General features: G+C 44.4%; 19 protein-coding genes. 8 read left to right on the forward strand and 11 right to left on the reverse strand.

Annotation, left to right across the window (positions count from 1 at the left end):
• Positions 1–21: 21 nt before the first annotated feature.
• Complete coding sequence (locus CI959_RS06445; RefSeq protein ID WP_005859945.1) at positions 22–1,251, reverse strand: DcaP family trimeric outer membrane transporter; 1,230 nt, start codon at positions 1,249–1,251, stop codon at positions 22–24.
• Positions 1,252–1,410: 159 nt separating this feature from the next.
• Between CI959_RS06445 and CI959_RS06450 the strand changes: the two genes are divergently transcribed.
• Positions 1,411–2,772 (forward strand): TrpB-like pyridoxal phosphate-dependent enzyme, encoded by a 1,362-nt coding sequence (locus tag CI959_RS06450; RefSeq protein ID WP_005859947.1) that lies wholly within the window; start codon positions 1,411–1,413, stop codon positions 2,770–2,772.
• Between the two features lie 77 nt (positions 2,773–2,849).
• On the opposite strand, the gene CI959_RS06455 is transcribed toward CI959_RS06450, so the two are convergent.
• Positions 2,850–3,260: a DUF3836 domain-containing protein gene (locus CI959_RS06455; protein ID WP_057316251.1), complete on the reverse strand. Its 411-nt coding sequence runs from the start codon at positions 3,258–3,260 to the stop codon at positions 2,850–2,852.
• A 332-nt stretch (positions 3,261–3,592) separates the two neighbouring features.
• Between CI959_RS06455 and CI959_RS06460 the strand changes: the two genes are divergently transcribed.
• Together CI959_RS06460 and CI959_RS06465 are read left to right on the forward strand one after the other, a co-directional pair.
• Complete coding sequence (locus CI959_RS06460) at positions 3,593–4,792, forward strand: LruC domain-containing protein (protein ID WP_022192365.1); 1,200 nt, start codon at positions 3,593–3,595, stop codon at positions 4,790–4,792.
• A 21-nt stretch (positions 4,793–4,813) separates the two neighbouring features.
• Positions 4,814–5,962 carry a BPL-N domain-containing protein gene (locus CI959_RS06465; RefSeq protein WP_005859955.1) on the forward strand — a complete coding sequence of 383 codons (1,149 nt, stop codon included), beginning with the start codon at positions 4,814–4,816 and terminating at the stop codon, positions 5,960–5,962.
• Between the two features lie 11 nt (positions 5,963–5,973).
• On the opposite strand, the gene CI959_RS06470 is transcribed toward CI959_RS06465, so the two are convergent.
• From CI959_RS06470 to CI959_RS06510, 9 genes are all read right to left on the reverse strand, one after another.
• On the reverse strand, positions 5,974–6,645 hold the full coding sequence (locus CI959_RS06470) for a DUF2461 domain-containing protein (RefSeq protein WP_005859957.1): 672 nt from the start codon (positions 6,643–6,645) through the stop codon (positions 5,974–5,976).
• A gap of 37 nt (positions 6,646–6,682) precedes the next feature.
• Positions 6,683–8,887 (reverse strand): patatin-like phospholipase family protein, encoded by a 2,205-nt coding sequence (locus CI959_RS06475; RefSeq protein WP_005859959.1) that lies wholly within the window; start codon positions 8,885–8,887, stop codon positions 6,683–6,685.
• A 558-nt stretch (positions 8,888–9,445) separates the two neighbouring features.
• On the reverse strand, positions 9,446–10,603 hold the full coding sequence (locus CI959_RS06480) for a 6-bladed beta-propeller (RefSeq protein ID WP_005859961.1): 1,158 nt from the start codon (positions 10,601–10,603) through the stop codon (positions 9,446–9,448).
• A gap of 32 nt (positions 10,604–10,635) precedes the next feature.
• A complete protein-coding gene (locus CI959_RS06485; RefSeq protein WP_005859963.1) occupies positions 10,636–12,498 on the reverse strand; it encodes a tetratricopeptide repeat protein in 1,863 nt (620 codons plus the stop codon).
• Between the two features lie 56 nt (positions 12,499–12,554).
• Complete coding sequence (locus tag CI959_RS06490) at positions 12,555–14,378, reverse strand: M56 family metallopeptidase (RefSeq protein ID WP_005859965.1); 1,824 nt, start codon at positions 14,376–14,378, stop codon at positions 12,555–12,557.
• Positions 14,379–14,395: 17 nt separating this feature from the next.
• Positions 14,396–14,758: a BlaI/MecI/CopY family transcriptional regulator gene (locus CI959_RS06495; RefSeq protein ID WP_005859967.1), complete on the reverse strand. Its 363-nt coding sequence runs from the start codon at positions 14,756–14,758 to the stop codon at positions 14,396–14,398.
• Between the two features lie 114 nt (positions 14,759–14,872).
• Positions 14,873–15,364, reverse strand: a complete 492-nt coding sequence (locus tag CI959_RS06500; RefSeq protein ID WP_005859969.1) for an energy transducer TonB — start codon at positions 15,362–15,364, stop codon at positions 14,873–14,875.
• 228 nt (positions 15,365–15,592) lie between these two features.
• Positions 15,593–16,816: a 6-bladed beta-propeller gene (locus tag CI959_RS06505; protein ID WP_005859971.1), complete on the reverse strand. Its 1,224-nt coding sequence runs from the start codon at positions 16,814–16,816 to the stop codon at positions 15,593–15,595.
• Positions 16,817–16,925: 109 nt separating this feature from the next.
• Positions 16,926–18,341, reverse strand: coding sequence for a tetratricopeptide repeat protein (locus CI959_RS06510; protein WP_008779061.1), 1,416 nt, complete (start codon positions 18,339–18,341; stop codon positions 16,926–16,928).
• Positions 18,342–18,526: 185 nt separating this feature from the next.
• On the opposite strand from CI959_RS06510, the gene CI959_RS06515 reads away from it, so the two are divergent.
• From CI959_RS06515 to CI959_RS06535, 5 genes are all read left to right on the forward strand, one after another.
• A complete protein-coding gene (locus tag CI959_RS06515) occupies positions 18,527–19,219 on the forward strand; it encodes a succinate dehydrogenase cytochrome b subunit (protein WP_005859976.1) in 693 nt (230 codons plus the stop codon).
• Between the two features lie 48 nt (positions 19,220–19,267).
• Positions 19,268–21,211: a fumarate reductase/succinate dehydrogenase flavoprotein subunit gene (locus CI959_RS06520; protein ID WP_005859978.1), complete on the forward strand. Its 1,944-nt coding sequence runs from the start codon at positions 19,268–19,270 to the stop codon at positions 21,209–21,211.
• 30 nt (positions 21,212–21,241) lie between these two features.
• Entirely contained in the window at positions 21,242–21,997 is a 756-nt protein-coding gene (locus tag CI959_RS06525; protein WP_005859980.1) for a succinate dehydrogenase/fumarate reductase iron-sulfur subunit, read from the forward strand.
• A 422-nt stretch (positions 21,998–22,419) separates the two neighbouring features.
• Entirely contained in the window at positions 22,420–23,631 is a 1,212-nt protein-coding gene (locus CI959_RS06530) for a radical SAM protein (RefSeq protein ID WP_011967200.1), read from the forward strand.
• 33 nt (positions 23,632–23,664) lie between these two features.
• On the forward strand, positions 23,665–24,897 hold the full coding sequence (locus CI959_RS06535) for a glycosyltransferase (protein ID WP_009016612.1): 1,233 nt from the start codon (positions 23,665–23,667) through the stop codon (positions 24,895–24,897).
• The last annotated feature ends 197 nt before the right edge of the window (positions 24,898–25,094 follow it).

The raw sequence follows: 25,094 nt of genomic DNA on the forward strand, positions 1-25,094 counted from the left end.
TCCATTCCGGTCAATCTATCTTTAAAAATAATACATCATCAAACCTAATATACGATGATTCGTTATCGCATGTGTTTGCTCGATACGTCCGCTCTCTAAGTCGGTCGTGCCATAATAAGCTGTCGCCGGACAATACTCGAAACCGAACTTCCAATGCGGTAAATTATACGATACGTTTAAGCTGACGGTTATTAATTGATCGATATCCAATCCCATACCATACACCTTATCCGCTGAGACCAAGGACTTCCCGGTTCCCAAATTCTTCGTATATCCGACGAAAACTCCCGGTCTCCATTTCGTTCCGTAGGCGAAATTCACCCATGTCGTAGAATGGCGAAAAGGCGTATATCCCTGCTCGCCCGTACGGGAGTCCACCGAGCTCACCCCGTAACCGCCCAATAAAGCGGTATGATCCAAGGCTGAGGCCATCAAGGTTTTCGCCGCAAAGGTATAGTTTCTTCCGCTATACTTCAAATGTGCCTCGTAAGAGAATGCGGTCATTCGCTCGTTCACCTTAAAAGTTTGCTCCTTCCATTCCGTGGAAGTACGGGGTTTCAAGGAGATCATATGAGCGCCGAGCCCCATCAACCAACCATCCGCAGGGGTAAAATCCGCCCCCACGAACATCTCCGGAATGCAGCTATTCTTAATATAATCCTCGCTCATGCCTTTCGGTCCGCTGGAAAGGTATTGTAATTGCCACAACACGGAAGCCGTCAATTGTACCCGGCTATTCGCCTTATACTGGTAACGGATCTGAGGGCTACGGTTGAAAGGCTGGAACGGCGCTCCGGTGGAAAGATTCAAGACATCCGGCATCACGGCGCCAAACAAGGGATGCCACGTGATCCCTACTAATACCGCCGATTTTCCCCAATCCAAGTTTACGTATGCCTGCCGGATACGTAACATCGTATTACTACCGGAAAAACCGCCAAAGTCCGTCTCTATCTTAGCGGAGGAACGAGCCTTGCCGATATCGGGACCCGTCACGTCCAAGCCCAAGCGGGAAGTGAACGTATAGAAACTGCCATTCGGCGTGGCGTTCAAATCCTTGCCATCCGCATCAAAACTCTTATCCAAAGGATAGAGATAAAAGTTCCCATCGATCGGAGCCATATTAGCCCGGGAATTGTAGAAAAGATCTCCACGGACGAAGCCGTAGAATTTGTAAGTGAAGTTTTTTCTTTGCGCTGTCGTAGAAAATAAGGCTAGCATCCCCACGAGCAACAGGGTAATCCGTCTCATTATAATTCAGTTTGTTATTTTTCTTACCTTATAAGCCGCGAATGTATATATTTTTACGGATTCAATTTGAAGAAACGAAATATTATTTGTTCCTTTGCTTCCAAGTTGTAAGCCTTAAAGGTCAAATTAGATTAATATTGTAAACACCAGATAAAGAAAATGAGTACTAAAAAGTTTTTGCTAGAAGAAAAAGATATACCTACGGCATGGTATAATATCGTAGCGGATATGAAGAACAAACCGCTGCCGATCTTAAATCCACAAACTAAACAGCCCTTAAAGGAGGAAGATTTATATCCTCTATTCTCGAAAGGCGTCTCTCATCAAGAAATGAACACGACAGACACATGGATCGAGATCCCCGATGAAGTACGCGAGCTTTATAAGGTATGGCGACCGACTCCGTTGGTTCGTGCCACCGGATTGGAAAAAGCGCTGGATACGCCCGCTCATATCTATTTCAAGAACGAGAGTGTAAGCCCGATCGGTTCACATAAGTTGAATTCGGCCTTGGCTCAGGCTTATTATTGTAAACAAGAGGGTACGACAAATATCACGACCGAGACAGGCGCCGGACAATGGGGTGCCGCTCTTTCTTATGCGGCAAAAGCTTTCGGCTTGGAACTTGCCGTTTATATGGTAAAGGTTAGTTACCACCAGAAGCCCTACCGTCGTTCGATCATGCAGACTTTCGGAGCACAAGTTGTTGCCTCCCCGAGTATGAGTACGAAAGCCGGACGTAAGATCTTGACAGACCATCCTAATTATCAAGGTAGTCTAGGTACCGCCATCTCCGAGGCGGTAGAGCTGGCCATGCAGACACCGAACTGTAAATATACATTAGGTAGCGTATTAAACCACGTTATGCTGCATCAGACCGTTATCGGACTGGAAGCTGAGAAACAAATGGAAATGGCTGGCGAGTACCCCGATGTCGTTATCGGTTGTTTCGGTGGTGGTTCCAACTTCTCCGGTATCACATTCCCATTCCTGCGCCATAAACTAACGGAAGGTAAGGATATCCGGGTTATAGCGGCGGAACCGGCATCTTGCCCGAAACTTACAAGAGGGCAATTCCAATATGACTTCGGAGATGAGGCAGGCTATACCCCATTAATCCCGATGTTCACGTTGGGACATAATTTCTCTCCAGCGAATATCCATGCGGGAGGTTTGCGTTATCATGGCGCCGGCTCCATCGTCAGCCAGTTGATGAAAGACGAATTGATGAGCGCCGTGGATATCAAGCAATTGGATACCTTCAAGGCCGCTACCTTATTCGCACAAGCGGAAGGAATCATACCGGCCCCGGAATCATCCCACGCTATCGCCGCGGCTATCCATGAGGCAGAGCAAGCCAAAATCGAAGGTAAACCTCGTACGATCTTGTTCAACTTATCGGGCCACGGCTTGATCGATATGGCCGCTTACGACCAATATCTATCCGGCGATCTAACAAACTATGAGGTAACGGATGAGGAAGTAGCTAACAATTTGAAAGATTTGGAGAAAATCATCTGATAAAAACAAGAAAAGGGGCGATACCAAATCGCCCCTTTCCCTTATTTGTCTATGAAAGTCTTAATTTAAAGTATGTATTATGAGAAAATTTCTTCGTAATTAGTACTCGGGATAATCATGTTCTGGACATTTAAGCTAAAGTTTTTCTTCTTCTTATCCCACATACCGTAATTTGTCTTTATCTCTCCACTTTGATCATCATATTGATAAGTGATCTGATAGAATGGAACCCATTCGTCGTTTGTCCGATCCCAACGAAACGCTTTCTTCTCGGAAACCTTGCCGTTCTCGTTGTACAGGAACTCATATCTTACCTGTTTGTTCAACAGTCCGTTTTCCTGTAAGAATACCACTTTAGAGATAATCTTACCATTCTCCTCTTTTGTATCATATAGATAATCTTTAGGAGACGCTGCGCTTATCGCTAAACTACACATGAAAGTAAAAACTAGCGCAAGAATACTTTTACCCCAAACTGATGTCTTCATACTATTTTAATTTATAAGGTTACTATCATTTTGTACCGCGAAGTAAGGAAGTTTCCCAACAATCACCAAAAGTAAAGTGACAAATCGTTAGCGATATCACAATATTTAACACATTCAAGACCTTCATTCCCTTCGATTCCCCCATGTTTACTGACATATTGTAAACCAAATCGTAAGTTCTCCCGATTTTTAAATATCTATTATTTACCACCAGCCGGATGTAACTTTCAAAAGAAAACTTTAAACATCGCTTTTTTAATAAATTAAAAATCTATTGATTAATAAATATATCCTTACCTTTGCGAAGGTAGAATGCAAATTGATTTCTTGACATGCGACAAATAATGAAACTATTTATCACATCCTTTCTTTTTATCCTATTCTCAGGATGTACAAAGGATGTATATGATCCTTCCGATAAAATTCCGGGAGAAGGTACTAATCCATTCTCAAAGGTAACAATTTCCTCTAATTTCGATTGGTCGATGATACAAATATCCCACCTTACCGTACAATCTTTCGACCCCTATGATGGCACCTATAATTATCTGGTAGAAGTATTTGATAAAAGTCCGGAAGATCAAGACGCGAATCTTCTCGCTACCGGGGTTTGCTCAAAGAAAACGCTTTTCGATAAGAAAATTATCTATCCAAAGGGAGAGTCGGATCAAGTTTACATACAATTGACGACCCCTACCGGATATCAAGTTACCGCTCCTGTCACCTTAACACCGGGTAATGATAATGTCTGTGATTTCGATTCGTTAGCCGTATCGCAGGAAACAACCGCTACTCCGGTTAGCCGTACCCCGACCCGAAGCGTGTCTTCCACCTATACATTTATAATAGAAGACTCTTTCCCTAATTACGGAGATTATGATTTTAATGATGCCGTGATAAAAGTCCAGATGGAAACTTCCATGAAAGACGATTATGTACAATTCGCCAATATAAAACTGACTTTCCGTGCATTAGGCGGAACTAAGCGGGCCGGAGCTTTCATCCATCTCCCCGGCATAAAGTCCAAAGACATCCAAAAAGCCGAGTTAAATGGCTGGACCACGACTCCAGAATCGGAAACCGAGACTCCGGTTTATGCCCTATCGGATGATATACATGGATTATTCTCTTTTCATGAAATGATTAATACAGATAATGACCTTCCATATAGGGGAAAGCAAGAACGTTTGATCACCTTTTCGTTCGCAGCCGGTGCCTTAAAAGATTTGACCATTGATGACATCGATCTTTTCACGACCGTATTAAAGCGGGAAGGAGAGGTCTTACGCACGGAAATCCACCAACGTAATTATAGCTATACCCCCAAAGGGGTCAGATACCGTTATTACTCAAATGATAATTGCATATGGGCCTTAATGATACCGGATGATTTCAAATACCCTGTGGAACATGCTTTTATTGGTGATGCCTATCCGGATCTATTGAAATGGGTAAGTGGAGATAGCAAACATGTACAATGGTATAAAAGTAAGAATACGGTTGATAAGTGGATTTATACCCGAGAACAATAACAACCTAAAATCCTCCGTAAAATGAAAACGACCGCCATCTTATTTCTTGCCTATCTGGCTTTATGCGTTCAGTGCTCAGTGCCGGAAAACAAGAGCACGAAAAAAGAGATTAGTACTCAACCGATAAAGGTGGGTGTATTCGATGGGCATGGAGGAGCACAGACCTGTATTTGGGAAACTGTCGCCGCTATCCGGCTGGACCCGGAAATGGAGGTATGTACCATTACTACAGCAGATATAGCTAATAATGTGCTCGATTCGATCGACGCTATTATTATCCCGGGAGGAAGTGGCAAAAGTCAGTACTTAAACCTAGGGACCTTAAATCAACAACGTATCAAGGACTTCATCTCTAAAGGTAAAGGGGCTGTCGGGATCTGTGCCGGAGCCTATCTATTCTCGAATACTCCCGATTACACCTGTATACAGCTAAATGGACAGCAAGCGATCGACATCGAGCATGACAACCGAGGGCATGGATTAGCGAAATTCACCTTATGCGAGGAGGGTAAGAAGATATTCCCCGAATTAGCCGACCGCGATACGAGTTTCGTCATTTACTATGAGGGACCGGTATTTATAAACAATCCGGCTGATACGATCCAAAGCAACACGCTTGCCATCATGGAAAGCGATGTGCATGAGGAAGGAAACGCCCCGGCTAATATGACAAACGGTAAGCCATTCTTCGTAGCCAATAACTACGGGAAAGGGCGTGTTTTTAGTTCCATCGCCCACCCCGAAGGTACTCCCGGCATGATGTGGATGATCCCCCGGATGGTACGTTGGACCTTGAATAAGCCTTTTATCCCTTATCAATCCTCCGCCGTACGTCCAGACCTGTTCAATCATGAATCATTAATGGCTACCGATGATTTAAAGCAGGAAGAAAAAGCCTTTCAAATCCTTTTAAGCGGAGAAAGCGAGCAAAAGGTTGCCGCCTTGGATTGGCTGGAAGCACACCATTCATGGGACGCCAAACGATGGGTACAAGGATTGCTTTATGACGCTTCACCCGCCGTCCGTATCCGGGCAGCCCGGTATATAGCGGATACCCATTACTTACCTTTCTTACCCAACTTACAGGCGGCCTACCGGACAGAAACCGATAAGGCGACCCAAGAAGAGTTAAAGACGCAGCTGGAGAAACTAACAGCCCTACTTCCTTAGGCTAGGGAGATTTAAACTCTCCCTAGATATTCATCTACCGTATAGTTTAAGAAACGATTGAATGGTAATAACAATTTAAAGTCATCCACCGCCTTATCCATCCAATTCTTAGCGTAAAAGAAATTATCCGGCTTATAAGACACCACGCTGAAATCCTTATGCTTCATGATATAACCATAAGGGGAATCCATTGGATAGCCGGCAGGCATGCGTTTCAGCATCTCCCCCTCTAACACCGGAAATGTTTTCTTAAATGTAGGTTCCTCGATAATAGCCGTAAATTCCTCGATATGATCGTATATATCCTGACGAAGTTTCTTTAATAGCGCAGGTGGCGGGCACCATACACCACCGGAAAGCAAGCAACCTCCCGGCTCCAGATGGATATAATAACCACCCCGTTCGCTGGCACGACCACCTTGGGAGATGTAAGCGGCGAAATGACATTTATAAGGAGTCTTATCCGGAGAGAAACGGATATCCCTGTATATCCGGAACAAACAATCTTTCGCCTCCAACCCGGCTACCTCGGGATCGAATAAAGAGATACGACCGATTAAATCCTGTACCTCATCGATAAAAACCTTACGTAGCGCATCGTAACGATTTTTATTGTCTTGGAACCATTCCCGATTGTTATGGCTCCTCAACTCTGTCAAGAACTCTATGATCTGTTCATTCATAACTTTCTATTTTTAATCCTTACAAATGTAAGAAATATTAGAAACTGTAACCCAGATTCAGATAAAATTGCAGGTTATTATTCCGGTTCGACAATCCAAAGTTCGTATTCATCGGACCGACTATACTGTTATAAGCATAACCGATGCTACCTCCCCAAACGCTTTCTCCCTTGAAGAGATCGAAGAAATTATTCTCATGGATCGCATAATTAGCGATCAAAGAGATATAATGCCGTTGCCCGATACGCTGACGCAAGTTTAAGCGGACAATCGCCACGGAATTATCGAATATCTCCATATGGTTGATCCCAGCGAAAGGGAGTTGCTGGGGAAGATACCGTTCCGGCATATCGCCTCCCACCACATTCAAAAAGGGATAAGCCGGATCTTTCCCGATCAACACACGCCCATCGATGGAAGGTAACAGGCTCAAATGGGAAGTCAGCGGCAATACCGACAGGAAGCTGAGCTTCAAGGCGGAGAAGAATGTATGTCCTTTATAGGTCACGAAGTTATCCGTATAAATGGAATAATCCGCTTGCAGAGAAACGCCTTTACTCGGGAAGTAACGACGATCCAACGTCTCCAGATGGGCTTGAGCGAAATAGCTGATAAAGCCTTCCGGTTTTACTTGATACTTTTGGTTTTCCGCCGTATAAAGGAATGAGTTATAATCGAAATACTCATAACGGGCTCCTAGCTTCAACTTGAAATTCAGCCAGTTCATATCCGAATACCCGAGTTCCACGAAATGATGGCGATACGTCGTATTTACGATCTTATCTCCCCTGTTATACACGTCGAGGTCATGGTACGTGAACATGTAAGACAGGTTAATATTACGCAATGGATTACGCTCTATCGCATAGTCCACCCGCCCATACATACGTTTCCCGATCCTCCCGGTTACGGAGAACTTCGAATGGTAACGGGCCCGATTGTCAAAAGTCACATTCAGCAATAGGGCGACGATATCCTCGCTATTGAAATTCAGGCCCACATTAATCGCGCTATTTGATTTTTCCTGTACCGTAAGCACCAAATCCTCCTGCCTCTCGCCGACTAATTTATAGCTTACATTCGAGTAAAGGTTTGTACCGATCACAATAGACATGGCTTCCTGCAATTTCTTCACGGTAAGCAAGCTATTCTCTTTCAAGCCGCTGATTTGCGTCAACCATTTCTCATCACGAGGATCTATACCTTCAAACAAGACACGCCGGATATGAAACGTATCGGTAGGGGCTACCGGATAGGAATGTACTAATCTCTTTCGGTGCATATCCGAACTATCGGATAAACCAATCTTCTTCTTTAAGGCAAGAATCTCATCCCATTGCTTGCGGGCGACTTGCTCACCCCGGTCAATCAAGGTATCCAAGGCCGTCTCCCCAAAACTAGCGGAATTATAAGGGTCTGTATTCGGGCGGAACAACAGATCGGTCTGTTCCTTATTCGGTCCGTATTTCTCATAACCATGCAAGGCGACGATCTGCCCTACGATATCCCAAGGGGTATTTATCCGCTCCAACTGTTTCAAGTCGCTAGTACCCAGATCTACGCCAATAATAATATCCGCCCCCATATCCCGTGCGACATCCGCCGGATAGTTATTCTTGATCCCACCATCTACCAACACCATGCTATCCAAACGTACCGGTGCGAACACGGCAGGAATCGCCATACTGGCACGCATAGCCAACGGAAGACTTCCATGATGGAAAACATATTCTTGGCCGTCCACCACATTCAACGCCACACAAGCGAAAGGTATATTCAATTGATTGAAGTCCACGGAATCATGATAGCCGATCGTTAGATTCGAGAACAGGTTCTGGAGATTTTGCCCTTTTATCATCCCTTGGATCGCTATCTCTTTTTTACTCCGCCCAAAAGGGAGTGAGAATACATAACGCTCGGAATTCTCTTTCTCCGGAAAAGTAAGGCTACTACGTTTCACCCGGTCGCTCAATAACATACTCCAGTCCTGCAATCTCACCATGCTATCGATTTCCGCAGCATTATATCCAACGGAATATAAGCCCCCCACGATAGCTCCCATACTAGTGCCGGCAATATAATCAATCGGGATGCCGGCCTCCTCCAATACCTTCAACACCCCGATATGAGCGACACCTTTCGCCCCACCGCCTCCCAGCACCAAGCCAACCTTTTTCCGCTCAGCCATCACAGAAGGCACCAACATCAACCCAACCAACCACAATAAAAGGAACTTCCTCATCTAGATATTCTTTCCGGCAAATGTAGCTGGTTTACTCGAAAACGCAAACGGATTCATCTAGAATAAAACGTATGTTTACCTATATATAAAGTTTATCGCTATCTCATCTATTCTATAAACCATGCCGTGAACTGTATAAACCAAGGCGTGGTCTGCACATTCCACGGCGTGGTTTATACAGTTCACGGCGCTGATTTAAGAATAAATACTTATTCGCTATGGAATGCATAGGTTATCGGAGAGCTATTTCAATAGGAGAGGAACATTTTATTTCCGGAACATAAGTGGGCAATCGATAGTATTTGATACGGCCTCCCTAAAATTAATAGGCATTTCTCGCTCAAATCGATTTAAGAACACACGACCAGAATAAAGCTTCTTATAAATCAGGGTCATAATTTCATCAACGATTTCCATTTTTTCAACTGGTGCAGCGGTATAATGTCTCACAGAAAACATGTACATACATGATCGGAATCAAGTATGTACGTGTTTATCAAAAAATAATATAGCCATCAACTTACTTTTTTCCAGCAAGGTAGCAGCCGGAGCAATATATTACTTTTTCTTTTTCAGCAGCATGACCACAGGATTCGACTCCTCACTCAAGTTTGCGGCGATCTCCTTCAACTTTCCTTTTAGCTGGCCTTTCTCGTAAGCCTCAACTAAGTCCGGGGCATCTAGAGTTTGGCAGATAGCTATTTCGGGGTTTCTTGGCTCTGATGTTAGAGAGACTTCTTCCTTATTGATGAAATCATCATTGTATAGAATATAGCTGAATAAGGCATTTTCTTGTTTATCATACACCAGATCTTCACCAAGGAAACCTTTAAACGTCGTAAAGTCAACCTCTTTTCTCATGGTTCTCATAAAACAGTAGCGATCGGTGATAACGGTTGGAAAAAGAAATACTTTCGTATCCATGGAGGATATGGAAGGGCTTCTTACGATAAAAGGACTCAGATTACCATCCGGCAAGTAATGGAATATGGTATCAGACGATGTATTGACAAGTATCCATTTATCCCGATCCGGGAACGTAAGATAAAATTCCGGCGTAATGACAAACTCCCCTTCTGTCACAACCGGAGTCTCAATACCCTTAGAGGGAATCTGGATCTCATGGGTGATACGGCCATCTTGTTTGGAAATAATCAAATGGCACTCCCGCTTGCCTTTTTCCGATGGATAACTCTTATAGCAAATCAAATGATCACGATCATAATTAAATATATAATTATAATAACTGGTATCCGTGAACTTAAAACTCCTTTTATAGTTTCCCAATAAGTCATAGACACCTATTTTTCTCGCCGGATTATCCTTGACGAATATCTCATCGTTATCCTCATCCAAGACAAGCCCTGTAAGCTGCGTGTATTCCTCACCGCTTTGCCCTAAACGGTTTATCTTCCTAAGTCCCTTTCCGTTTTTATCGAAAACAAGAATCTCCCCATCACTGCCCCGATTCGTCACCAGCATGATATCCTTTCCGATCGCTTTCACGGCACCTTTAGTTATAAAATCATCCGTGGTTTCCAACGCAATGTATTCCACGTCCATAAGATCTTGAAGTATCAATTCCTTTTCCGGATAATCGGCCATGACATCAACCCTTATAAGGTTATCGACAGAGGAAGCGGACCGATTGCCACATCCCATACATCCGACTAAAGCGAGTAGCATAGCCACTGCGTTCGTAGTTAATTTTCTCATTTTTTATGATGTTTAAAGTCTTTCGTTCAATGTCATTTCTTGCTCTTTAGCATTTTCTCCCGGTCCATCATTCGTATCATCTCTTTTACCTCATCGGATGTCTCCGGCAGTTGTTGGATCAGAGATTGGAGTTCATCTATAGAAAGCTGGCTTTTCCGATTATCTGGAGCCAGCATGGTTTGCTCCGTGATACCCCGTTTGGACATATCCGAATTTAATGACTCCAAGAAAGGCCGGGTAAAAGTCAAGTTACTCAGATCCGACTCGTTTTTCAACAGTTCCTTTGCGTAAGTCACTTGAGCGAATACACCTCTCTGTAGCTCCTCCGCATTCTTGAATCCGGAGATATCCGGATGGCTATATAGGTTCGCGATCTCACGAAGCAATTCTACACGAGTACCCTTCACCTTCCACGCCCGATAAAGCAGACGGGCCGCCTCCTCTATCTTACCCGAGCTTCTGGCGCTCATGGCACGAATCTCCATGACCATCTCCGATTCCTCCGGCAATTGATTGATCAGGTTACGCAAATCCACGATAGAGATCTTGCTCTTTTTCCCATCCGGGTCTATCATAGTCTCCTCCTCCACATTACGGAAAAACATATCCTCATAGAAGGATTGCAGAAGCGCCCGGCTAAACACCATCGTCCTCTCGTCCGCTTTTTTCTTTAAGCTCTCATTCATATAAAGTACCAAGATAAAAAGCCCTCGCTGGCGATCCTCCTCACTCTGGAATTTAGACACGTCAATCTCACTATACATATGCGAGATCGCCGCCAGGAAATCCAGTCGTTCCGGATTCTTCTTCCATGCCTCATAGTAGAGACGGGACGCTTCCTTATATCTCCCGTCTTTTTGGTAAGTCTCCGCACGGAAGGCCAATAATTGATTTACCAAGAAACGATTGGGTTCCAATCCCTTTTCCGCCCGGTCAAATAAGTCGTAAGCCCGCTTCCGGTCATACGTCTTACCCAAGGCGGAACCCAATAAGAGGCATACCTCGACCGAGGTCGTATCCTGCTCATATGCCATATCCAAGATATCTACCGAGGGCATATACAGACCGGCATAATACTTCGAGGCTCCCCCATATTTCAAGGTAAGGTAGGTGGAATCACCATCAGCCAACAAACTGGAATAGACAGAATCCGCCTGAACAAATTGTTTCACGATATATAGCCCCAATCCTTTACTACGCAATAATTGACGATTCCCGGGATTATAAAACAAGGCGGTATCGCAAATCGCTATTCCTTCCGATATATAATCCGGGCTACTAGCCCCCATCCGATACAATGAATTCACTAACGCAACCGCCAACCCCGCATTCTCACGATTCAAGTTATACGCCTGAAAATAAGCGGTCGTAGCGGAAGGATATTGTTCCATTCGAGTATAGCAATCGCCAATCGCACGGTATAAGACAGTATTATCCTCATTCTGAGCTTGCAATTTCTCATAGGCATCAACTGCTTTCTCATACTCCCCCAATTGGAAATACAGACGTGCCAACTGATAATTAGCGTAGAAGTTCGAGCTATCGGCGGATAAGACCTGATGAAAATATCGCTCGGCATCCTCCGCACGGCCTAAGTTCGTCGCCGTCCGAGCCAAGATGTTTAAGATATCCAAGTTCGTCGTATCCATAGAAAAGCAAAGACGGTAATAGTCATAAGCCTTCTGATACCGAAGCATACCCTCATAAGCCTGCCCGATAGCGTTCATAATCTCATAATTCGAAGAATCGGCTAATGTAAGGCTATCAGCATGAGCGATCACAGCCGCATATTGCTTACGGTTCACCAAGTCTTGCCAATTAAACTCTTGAGCATTCCCGGGAAAAATAAGGCAACAAAGTAACAGAACTGTAACTAAATTACATTTCTCATTCATATCTGTATGTTTTTAAGATTACTGATTAAGCGACCAACACAGCCTCTATTCTTATTTCACTGTAACCGGAAAGTAATAGGCACCGTATATAAGACGCGGACCGCCTTTCCGTCCTGACGACCGGGAGTCCACCGGGGCATCATTCCGATGACTCGCAAAGCTTCCGCATCCAAGGAGGGATCTATCCCCCGTATGATTTTAGGTTCCACGATATTTCCTTTCTTATCTACCACAAACGAACAGATCACACGACCTTGCACTCCCGCTTCCTGCGCATCTGTCGGATACTTTATGCTTTGAGCGATAAACTTCAATAATTCACGATCCCCTCCGGGATATTGCGGCATCACGTCCACTACCGTCAAAGTCTCTTCCTTCGCTTCTTCTACCGGACTTTTCAAACGGAACGTAATCGGGACCGTATATTTCACGGCGACCGCCTTTCCACGTTGCATTCCCGGATTCCAACGAGGCATAGTGTTTATTACCCTTACGGCCTCCTCATTCAATAAAGGAGTCACTCCCCGAAGCACCTCCGGATTATTGACGGAACCATCACGCCCAACGATAAACGAGCAGATTACACGCCCTTGCTCCCCGTTATCCTGACTCTCTTTCGGATACTTTATATTCGTGGCTATGTATTTCAACAACTCCGCATCCCCACCCGGAAAACTAGGCATCTTCTCTACCACGGTAAATACTTGCTCGTTCATCTCACGGGATTTGGAAGATAAGGACAAATGGGTATTATTTGTCATATCAGCAGCCAAGACCTCTTGAGACTCCCTTCCTTGATAGCTGCATCGCAAAATCGCATTCGCAGGGACCTCCAAAGAGAAAGCCCCTTTCTTATCCGTGATAGTCCTCTCTTTACCGCCCTTCACCACAACTGATGCCCCGATCAAAGGCTGCCCGGTCTCATCAACCAGAATGCCCGTAGCCGTCACCATAGCGTTCGAGACCGTAGCCTCATTCGCCAGACGGACAGTCAAACGGGCTACCGCCTCGATATTACTTAACAGCATCAAGATCCCTACCAATGGAATAAATATCAGATATTTCGTACGTACGATACCCGGGCTCCGCTTCTTGTTCATCATCATAATCCGGTTCTTCAGATGCAGCACATTGAAACTATTATACAAAGTAGTAACGGACTGATGATGAGCCAATCCCAATAAATGGTATTGATAGCTCTTACTATCGTAACCAGACTGGATCACCGTGTTATCCGCCAGATACTCCAGATTATGCCTAACCTCACGCTTCAATAACCATACAAAAGGATTAAACCAGCAAGCCATACACATCATCTCGCTCAAGATCACGTCAATCGAGTGCCATTGGGATACGTGCGTACATTCATGTGTCAATATCTCATCCGTTTCCTTATCCGAATGACTCTCCGGATGCAAGAAGACCATACGGAAAAAGGAGAATGGCCCGGCGGCCTTCCGCAACGCATAAACCGGAGTTTCATGAATAACAACACGCTCACTGGTATGAGCCAACCATAAGATACTGCTTAATTGCACGAGAAAACGTCCGCATAAGAACGCTACGATCCCCCAATAAATAAACCCCAAAGATCCCAGCAACCATCCATACCAATCCACGGACGCCGCGGCATCCGCTTTCGCCGTCGCCTCAGGCAACATAGCGGAATACATATAAATCACATCTGCTATAGGCTCTTGTTGCCTTACCCAATCTTGGATGTTCAGCAAAGGATAAAACAGAGCCAAGCCAAAGAACGCCAGCAATATCGCACGACGTAGCTTGAAGAACGTGTCCTTATAGAAGAACAACCGGTAGAAGGCGTAAAAGAGTACAAAGGCTACATTTACCTTCAATAAGTAGGCAAATTCCGGTGTCATGGTATGTGGGATTTAGGTTATTCTTTTCCTTTCTCAATCAAATCGATGATATCCTTTAGATCATCCGTAGAGATTTTCTGATCTTTCGCAAAGAAAGAAACCATTTCTTTATACGAGTTAGCGAAATAATTCGTTACCACGCCGCCAAGGAACGTACGTTTATATTCCGTTTCCTCTATCAAAGGACGGTATTCATACGTATTTCCATAACGTTTCGCCTTCACGTACTTCTTTCGCTCCAGATTCTTGATCACGGAAGCGAGCGTCGTATAAGGAGGTTTCGGGTCCTCGTATTTGGCCAGCACATCTTTCACAAAACAAGGACCGATCCGCCAAATCCAGCGCATCGCCTCTTCTTCCTGCATCGTTAGCTTCTCCATAAATCTTATCCTTTTATTAATGTATATCCACAAAGCTACGAAATAGTCGTAAACGGCATGCGGAAGGCACGTTAATTAACATTAAATAAGAATCACAAGACCTGCAATCGTGAATTATTGCAACTTAAATGTGATCGGCACCGTATATTTCACGGCTACCGGCTCGCCTCTTTGCGTGCCCGGTGTCCAACGAGGCATCATTTGCAAAACTCGAACCGCCTCTTGGTCTAATGCCGGGGAGATTCCTCTAATGACCTTGTAATTCGTAAGTGTTCCATCCTTCGTTACCACAAACGAACAAATCACACGGCCTTGCTCTCCTTTGTTTTGGCTTTCTTGTGGATACTTTACATTCTTGGCTATAAATTTCAAAAGCTCCGCATCACCGCCGGGAAACTTCGGCATCACCTCTACTACCCTAAATACCTGCTCTCCATTTTCCAGCGTATCTTCGTCCTCCGCTTCCACCTGTACTTGCTCTTGTTTTTCTGCCTTTGTTACATCTGTCGGAACACTTTCTTCTTTTTGTTCCGAAGACTGTCCGCATCCTACGCACATCGCCAAAGCGAACAGGATGATCATTGTGTTCATAATCGCCTTTTTCATTTTCAATCAGTTTTAATGTTATTTATACCGTTATTACACATACTTACCAACCTCTAAGCATACCCGGATATTACGTCGGTTTCGCAAACATACGAAATATTCGTAATATAAATATAAACAATATGTTAAATAACACTAATAGCCATCAAAGACATAGAAAAGATAAAAGAACATAGCTTCTATCGCTAGATTATTACAAGAAGTACAACCGAGCGATACATATCGAAGTCAAATAAGCGAATAGAACACAAAAACCGGATTGCCCTCCTCTCCTTTTAAGTCCAACTCCTGCGGAATCGTGATCGAGTGAAGCGACTTATATAAGTTTAGCTCATACGGGGTCACTACTTGTACCAACTCATCTTTTATGACCCTCCCCCAGACCGGGAAATTCCGATAACTTCTCGTACCCTGCATGCCATGTTGAAGGTTCGCGTCCGCCAGTTCATAGATAGACCCCGGCATCTCGCATTTTTCCACGAGTGTCTTTCCCGTTTTTTTATCCACAGAGGCGATATAATAGCCTTGGTTATACAATAAACGGAAATAATAATGTGCCGGAAACTCAATCATATCTTGCACAAAGATATCCTTGGGGTCCTTTTTTTCAATTCGCAAATTACTCATGTCCGTAACATCCAACGAACGAATCACTTCCGCATCCGAGTTTTTCAGATCAAGGACACAAGCCGCACTTATTCGATCCGCCGAGATACAGAAGACCGTATCATTACTACCGGTCTTAAACAACACGGAGTTTTGCGCATCAGAATAAGCGGAGGCGATACTTGTCGTGAACCCGCTCTTCTCATGGGGTAATAAAAAGGAATAAAAATCATTCTTGATCGCTATCGTATCCCCTTTCCTCGAAAATAGGCCCAATCCGAATCCCCCTCCGTTGAAAGGCTGAAAAGGGAATGATATGGCGGCGAAACGATCCTTTCCGATATGACGCATATAGATTACCGAATACTCATGGGTGGATTGTCCGATAAATTCACCTTCTAACGTATATTCCCAAACTCGATTATTACTAAATAAAAAAAGGCGATCATTACGTTCGTCCACTTGGATACATGGCAGAATACCGCTAAATTCACCCGGCCCCTGCCCTTCTTTTACCAACGTCCGGATAAAACGCCCTTGCCGATCGAACAGGACGATACGGGGCTCTTTTACGGGAAACACATAGATATATCGATCTGTCACGGCATAATCATAAACTCCGTCTATCAACGAGGCATCATCCGTGGTCACCTCTAAAGGGACAAAAGTAACCCCCTTGATCTCATCGCCTAATTCCAATAGCCCCGGTTTATCCATCCCCCCTCTTATATCCGCAGTTAAAAGAGAGGACGCTTCCGTTGGCGAAGAACCGCATGACACGAAACAAGAAACGACAAAAACACTATTTAAATAAAACAAGATAGAGGCTAACTTTACACTTTTCATAACCATGCTTTTTTGCCTCCAAAAATATCCCGTATATCTCACAAATCACATAATAAATGAGAACAAAAATGAGAACAAACCTGCCAAGACCGCTATAAATATATAATAATCAAAAGTTTGATATAAACTCCACAAATGCCTCCGTAGAACCTTCTTTCTTAAAAATCTTCCGGAATAGACGAGGACGAAGTACCGAACTATTATATTTCAATACCCGTGTGATCTGGTTGGCGGGAACACCGATTTTCGTGAGCATACAGGCCTTCAACTCCGTATCGGAAATAACAGGATATAGCTTTTTCAGCCGTAAGGTAAAGTCATCATAAGCCTTATTCAACAAAACCTCCAAAAGCTCCCAATCCTCAGAGATAATCTTGCCGGCATCCCGATCGTGAAACTTCTCATAGACCTCCGATTTCCGCAAGATCGCGACAGATAATAAATGCTTACTCTCCTTATTAAGAATCGACTCGTTACAAATTTCCAGCCGTTGTTTTTCCAATTGTAAGGAAACCAACATCAACTCTTGATCCTTTTCTTCCTTTATTTTCGTAATTCTTTTTTCCAAAAGGGTGATTTGCCGTTCATTCTCTTCTTTTTCTTCTCGCATACGTTGTTGCTGGCTAGCAATCGAACGTCGCAAGGCTTCTTCCCTTCGAAGAGCGTTTTCCTGCGTATTTCTCCATCGCCGATAAAGGAGGAAGCAAATAAATAGGATTATGCCGATAATAAATGCGTACAGATAACGCTCCTGTCCCCTTTGTAATAGCATCAACTCTTTCTTAGACAAGTCCTCACGGATCGGCCTTACATCATAGCGGGAAGTGATCTGATAAATCGATTCTCTCGCTGATAGTGATCCGATAGAATCCCGTAACATCTCGTATTTCTTGACCTCGGTCAGTATCCGGTCTTGTCCGGCCGCATCGTTCAATAACTGATATTGAGCACTCGCTTTTCTCAAAAAAGACATAGCCTTGCCATATAATTCCTGCTCGGCGTACAGCATCCCCATTTGGTTATATAACCTTCCCCAGAATTCATAATCCCAATTCTCTCCCTCATATTCCAACGCACGTAAATAGCATTCCAAAGCTAGGGACGGTTGATCCATATCCTCATAGACTTTCCCCCGGTAAAACCAAGCTTTGGGAGGCCAGTAACAGCCTCGTGTCGTCCTATAATAATCCGTAGCGATAGAGATTATGGAATCCGATGTATGCCTCAATCCCGCCTCATCCCGTGATTCGGTCCATAACAGACAATAACGGGCTTTCTCTCGAAGCGATAATCCATTGATATCCCTCACTTTCTCTAATAACACCAAAGCACTGTCCGGATGATGCGGAATCAATTTCTCTACCTGCCAGAACAGGTTGCCATGCTTGTCGCTCCTATATGAAAAAAGCACAAGAACCAAGATCACGATCGTAAATAATAAGATCGTAAACTTGATCCCTATGGAAAAATGCCGTGACCCATTCAAATCCTTACGCATATAGGCAAATGTATATAAATTATTCATAAGGAAAGCCTTTTCCTTCCGCATTATTCCATGTGTCGGGACACATGCCCTGACCTCTCCCATTAATGCAGAAATATTTCTTTAATCGTTTGCGCAATATATGGATTTAGCATACCTTTGCGTGATAATTACATAGTTTAAGTAGAAATTTCTAAATACAATTAAATAACTTAAATTATTATCTTATGTGGTTACTTAATTCTTCTATCGGGAAGAAGCTGATAATGAGTATATCAGGCCTCTTTCTTGTTCTGTTCTTATTGTTCCACCTGTCGATGAACGTGGCGGCCGTTTTCTCCGGAGAGGCTTATAACATGGTTTGTTCGCTGTTGGGCTCTAATTGGTACGCTGTGGCAGCTACTCTCGTATTGGCCGCAGGCGTTGTGATCCACTTCGTGTACGCTATCATTCTTACCTTGCAAAACCGTAAGGCACGTGGTAACGACCGTTACGCTATCAACGCTCGTCCGAAAGGCGTGGAATGGGCATCTCAGAACATGTTCGTTTTGGGTTTGATTGTTATCCTGTTCATGCTGTTGCACTTCAGCCAGTTCTGGTATAAGATGATGTTCGCCGAATTGATCGGTCATCACGAAGTTGCATTGGGGTCAGCTATGGTATCTCCACAAGACGGAGCCGCTTTTATCAACTATTACTTCCAAGGTAATGCCGTGATCACTGTTCTTTATTTGATCTGGTACGTGGCTTTGTGGTTCCACTTGACTCACGGGTTCTGGAGCGCTATCCAAACAATTGGTTGGAATAATACGATCTGGATGAACCGTTGGGAATGTATCTCTAAGATCGTAGCTACGGTTATTTGCGGACTTTTCGCGATCATTACTATCATCTTCTTCCTAAACGGAGTAGGTGCTTAATTGCAAGCTACAGGTTTTATAATTAAGAACTTTTGAAATTAAATCATTATGTCTGAAATAAATTCTAAAATACCTCAAGGCCCGTTGGCTGAGAAGTGGACTAATTATAAAAATCACCAGAAATTGGTGAACCCCGCTAACAAGCGTCGTTTGGATGTTATCGTAGTCGGTACAGGTTTGGCCGGAGCTTCCGCTGCCGCATCTTTGGCAGAGATGGGATTCAACGTATTGAACTTCTGTATCCAAGATTCTCCCCGCCGTGCGCACTCTATCGCCGCTCAAGGTGGTATCAACGCCGCTAAGAACTACCAGAATGATGGTGACTCTGTTTACCGTTTGTTCTACGATACGATCAAAGGTGGTGACTACCGTGCTCGTGAGGCTAACGTTTATCGTTTGGCTGAGGTTTCTAACTCAATCATCGACCAGTGCGTGGCTCAAGGCGTTCCTTTCGCTCGCGAATATGGTGGTTTGTTGGATAACCGTTCATTCGGTGGCGCTCAGGTATCGCGTACGTTCTACGCCCGTGGCCAGACGGGTCAGCAGCTTTTGTTAGGCGCTTATTCAGCGTTGAGCCGTCAGATCGGTTTGGGTAAGGTTAAGATGTACACTCGTCATGAGATGTTGGATGTAGTTAAGGTAGACGGTCGTGCTCGTGGTATCATCGCCCGCAACTTGATTACAGGTAAGATCGAGCGTTACGCCGCTCACGCTGTAGTTGTAGCTACGGGTGGTTACGTTAATACGTTCTTCTTGTCAACCAATGCTATGGCATCTAACGGTTCCGCCGCATGGCAATGCTACAAGAAAGGCGCTTACTTCGCTAATCCTTGTATGGTTCAGATCCACCCGACTTGCGTACCGGTGAAAGGTGACTTCCAATCTAAATTGACTTTGATGTCCGAATCCTTGCGTAACGACGGCCGTATCTGGGTTCCGAAGAAACTGGAAGACGCTAAAGCTCTACAGGCCGGAACGAAGAAAGGTAAAGATATTCCCGAGGCAGACCGTGATTATTATTTGGAGCGTCGTTATCCGGCATTCGGAAACTTGGTTCCTCGCGACGTGGCTTCTCGTGCCGCTAAAGAGCGTTGCGACGCAGGTTTCGGCGTGAACAGCACGGGCTTGGCCGTATTCTTGGATTTCTCCGACGCGATCAATCGCTTGGGTAAAGAGGTCGTTAAGCAGAAATACGGTAACTTGTTCGATATGTACGAAGAGATCACGAACGATAATCCATACGAGACTCCGATGATGATCTACCCGGCATTGCACTACTCAATGGGTGGATTGTGGGTTGACTATGAGTTGATGACCTCCATTCCGGGTCTGTTCGCTATCGGTGAGGCAAACTTCTCCGATCACGGAGCGAACCGTTTAGGTGCTTCCGCTTTGATGCAGGGATTGGCCGATGGTTATTTCGTATTACCATACACGATCCAGAACTATTTGTCCGACCAAATCCAAGTTCCTCGCTTCAGCACGGATCTGCCGGAGTTCGTCGAGGCAGAAAAGGCCATCAAGGATCGTATCCAAAAATTGATGAACGTCAAGGGTAAAGAAACCGTAGACACTATCCACCGCAAACTAGGTCATATCATGTGGGAACATATCGGTATGGCACGCGACGCAAAAGGTTTGCAAGAAGCTATCCAGATGCTGAAAGACTTGAAGAAAGAGTTCTGGAGCAACGTATTCATCCCAGGCAACGCAGACAACTTGAATACCGAGTTAGAGAAAGCATTACGTGTAGCCGACTTTATCGAGATCGGTACATTGATGGCACACGATGCTTTGGACCGCGCTGAGTCTTGTGGTGGTCACTTCCGTACGGAGCACCAGACAGAAGAAGGTGAGGCCTTGCGTCATGACGATAAGTTCATGTACGTATCTTGCTGGGAGTACCAAGGCGAGGACAAAGATCCTGTCATGTTGAAAGAGGATTTGAACTATGAGTTCGTTGTTCCTCAAACACGTAACTACAAGAAGTAATAATCATCAATCTCAGAAAAAATTAGAATCATGGATAAAGATATAAGTGTAACACTTAAGGTTTGGCGTCAGAGAGGTCCGAAGGAGAAAGGACAGTTCGAGACATACAAAATTGAGAAGATCAATCAGAGTGTCTCTTTCTTGGAAATGTTGGATATCTTGAACGAGCAGTTGGTCAACGAGGGTAAGGAACCGATCGTATTCGATCACGACTGCCGCGAGGGTATCTGTGGCATGTGTTCATTGTATGTAAACGGACACCCGCACGGACCGGCAACTGGAGCTACGACTTGCCAGTTATATATGCGTCGTTTCCACGATGGAGAGACGATCACGATCGAACCGTGGCGTTCCGCAGGTTTCCCTGTTATCCGCGACTTGATGGTAGACCGCTACGCTTACGACAAAATCATCCAAGCGGGTGGTTTCACATCTGTCAACACAGGTGGTGTACCCGACGCTAATGCGATACCTATCCCAAAGAAGGACGCAGACTTAGCCATGGACGCTGCCGCTTGTATCGGTTGTGGCGCTTGTGCTGCCGCTTGTAAGAATGGTTCCGCTATGTTATTCGTATCCGCTAAGGTTAGCCAGCTGGCTTTGTTGCCTCAAGGTAAAGTCGAGGCTGCTCGCCGTGCCAAAGCTATGGTCGCTAAAATGGATGAGCTTGGCTTCGGTAACTGTACGAACACACGTGCTTGCGAGATGGAATGTCCGAAGAATATCTCCGTTAGCAACATCGCTCGTTTGAACCGCGAGTTCATTTGCGCTAAATTACAAGACTAATATTTGATTAGTATATCATGGAAAAGGCGTCTTTCTCTAAAAGAAAGGCGCCTTTTTGTTTTTGTTATATGTCGTAAAACATAATTTAGCATTATAACCCTTGACAGGAATTGAAAAGTCCGTATATTTGCATCGTGGTTTTTTCATAATAGTATTAGATTTAAGGTTAACAAAGTTTGGTTAGGGCTTGTCGTGAGACAGGCTTTAATTGTTTATAGACCTACCTTTTAAACATGGACCATAAAATACTGCAAATAGAGATTGTTTAGCGTCATTTTATCGTCGATCTTTGCCTTTAAAGATCATATAGTATATGCTAATAAGTATTTTATTTGGCTTCTTATGTTATTTTCTCCGGGTGTTGATCAAACACAAGGAAAAAATCATGCGCCAGATAAGACAAATGGTAAAACAAAAATAAAATGGACAAAAAACGAACCACCAGTTCTTTCAGGGCAATGAGCACGGAAAGAAAACTCGAGTCGATCTTCCTTTTCGTAACAGGCCGATGCAACGCCAAATGCGCAATGTGTTTCTATGCCCAAGAAATGGATAAGAAGCAACCCGACCTCACTTTCGATGAAATCAAGAAGATATCAGAAACCGCCGGGCAATTCAATCGATTATGGATATCCGGGGGTGAGCCTACCTTGCGTGAGGATCTACCGGAAATATTGGAGTTATTCTACAAAAACAACCATATCAAAGATGTGAACATCCCTACGAACGGCTTAAAACCAGACCGGATCGTCGAATGGGTAAAACGGTTCCGCCAGAACTGCCCGGATTGTAATATTAACGTAAGCCTTTCCTTGGATGGTTTCGGTGCGACCCACGATACACAGAGAGGCGTACCGGGCAACTTCTATAAGGCCTTGGAAACCCTGCGTAAGATACAGGAGAATTTCGGAGATGACGGCAAAGTCTTAAAAAATATAGCAACCGTTATCACGAAATACAATATAGACCAGATAGAAGACTTCATGACTTGGGTATACGGACGTTTCCGCACCTCCACGCATACAATTGAGGCTGCCAGAGGCATGACCCGTGACGATGGCGTGAAAATCCTAACCGAGTCAACGCTACGCAAAATACAAGATGACATATCCCCTATCTATTCAGCTTATGCGGATCGGATGGTAGCGGATACCACCGGCTTAAGGAAACCGATCACACGCTTCTTCTATCTCGGCCTTATACGTACCTTATATAATGTGCGTGCCAGCAACATAGATCACCCGACCCCTTGGGGGATGGATTGTACGGCCGGAGAGACTACCTTGGTAATCGACTACGACGGACGTTTTCGTGCCTGCGAGCTACGGGAACCGCTCGGAAATATAAAAGAGTATGGTTGCGATATAAGTAAAGTGATGAATAGCGAAGCGATGAAACAGGAAATAGCCGCTATCGGACATGGGTATAAAGCCAACTGTTGGTGTACGCACGGCTGCTGGATCACCTCATCCGTCATTTTCAATCCACGTAAGATGATTCGCTCCGTATATAAAGGATACCGGGAAACGAAACGATTGAATCATCCCTTAGCCATCAATGAGCAGAAACTACAAACGATGGAAGCCAAATACCATCTGGACATTGAGCGTTTGCGTCAACTGAATATCCGGTAAACAAGACCCTCATAGCCCATAAATAAACGTAGCATGAAAATACTATTAGTAACCAGAGGCTCACAAGGCGACGTCCTTCCTTATTTGGCCATAGCGGCCGAATTGGAAAGACGTGGCCATGAGGTGACCATCAATCTCCCTCAAATATTCGAGGAGACCGTTAAACCCTACGGATTTAAATACGTATTGCAGCAGTTTGACGATATCGGCGGCATGATCGATAGCGCAGCGCAAAACTCACATAAATTCCGGCCATTCCTTAAATGGATGAGGAACGTGATCGATAAACAGTTCGATCAATTGATTCCCCTACTAAAAGAGCATGATATTTTAGTATCGACCAACTCGGAATTTGCTGTCGCAAGTATCGCCGAGTATTGCAAGAAGCCCTTGATACGTACCGCCTACGCCCCGTTCTTGCCGGGTAAGAAGATTCCCCCGGCCGTATTGCCATTTCCCAAACCCAACCCGATCATCACCCCCGCCATCCTATGGAAGTTGATGAACCGGATGACCAATTTCATGGTCAAAGACACGATCAACAAGAACCGGGCTAAATACGGACTCGCTCCGATTCGTAATTTTGGTTATCATGCGGGAGAGCGTTCATATAATTACTTGCTTTTCAGCCAGCACCTAGGAAACATAGATCCGGACTGGACGTTCAAATGGTCGATCGGAGGCTATTGCTTCAATGACACTTTTCAATATGATGAGAAGGCTTACGAGGAAATGATATCATTCGTCGACAGCGCTCAAAGCCCTATTATCTTTTTTACCCTCGGGAGTTGTAGTTCCAAGGATGGTAACCGTTTTAGCAAAGCCTTGGTCGATATTTGCAAGAAACATGATTATCGGCTCATCATCGGTTCCGGTTGGGCAAAGACAGGAATCACCTTACAAGCGGATAAACATTTATTCTTAATGAAGCAGCCGGTTCCGCATAATTTGATATTTCGGCACTGCGACGGCGTTATCCATCATGGAGGTTGCGGCACGACCCATAGCGTAGGAAGGGCGGGAAAGCCCCAATTAATCACTCCGTTGATTATCGATCAACCCTATTGGTCCTATCGAATCCACCAATTAGGGTTAGGGCCGGAAGGGCTTAAGATAGCGAAAGCGAGCGAGCAGGAGATCGAACGCAAGGTTTGTGATCTGGTCACCAATCCGCTTTATAAGAAAAATGCCGCTCATATAGGCGAGATGATCCAAAAAGAGGGAGGTATAAAGAATATATGCGACTCTATCGAAAGATTTCAATGAGGCATAAGTTCCTATTAGATTTTATTACATGTTACAAAACACAATTTAGCACTTAAACTATTGACAAATAATAGTAACTCCGTATATTTGCACCGTGGTTTTTTCATAATAGTATTAGATTTAAGGTTAACAAAGTTTGGTTAGGGCTTGTCGTGAGACAGGCTTTAATTGTTTTATAAGGTCTGCTTCCCGCAAAG

Source organism: Parabacteroides sp. AT13, from assembly GCF_002272965.1.
GTDB classification, from domain to species: Bacteria; Bacteroidota; Bacteroidia; order Bacteroidales; family Tannerellaceae; genus Parabacteroides; species Parabacteroides distasonis.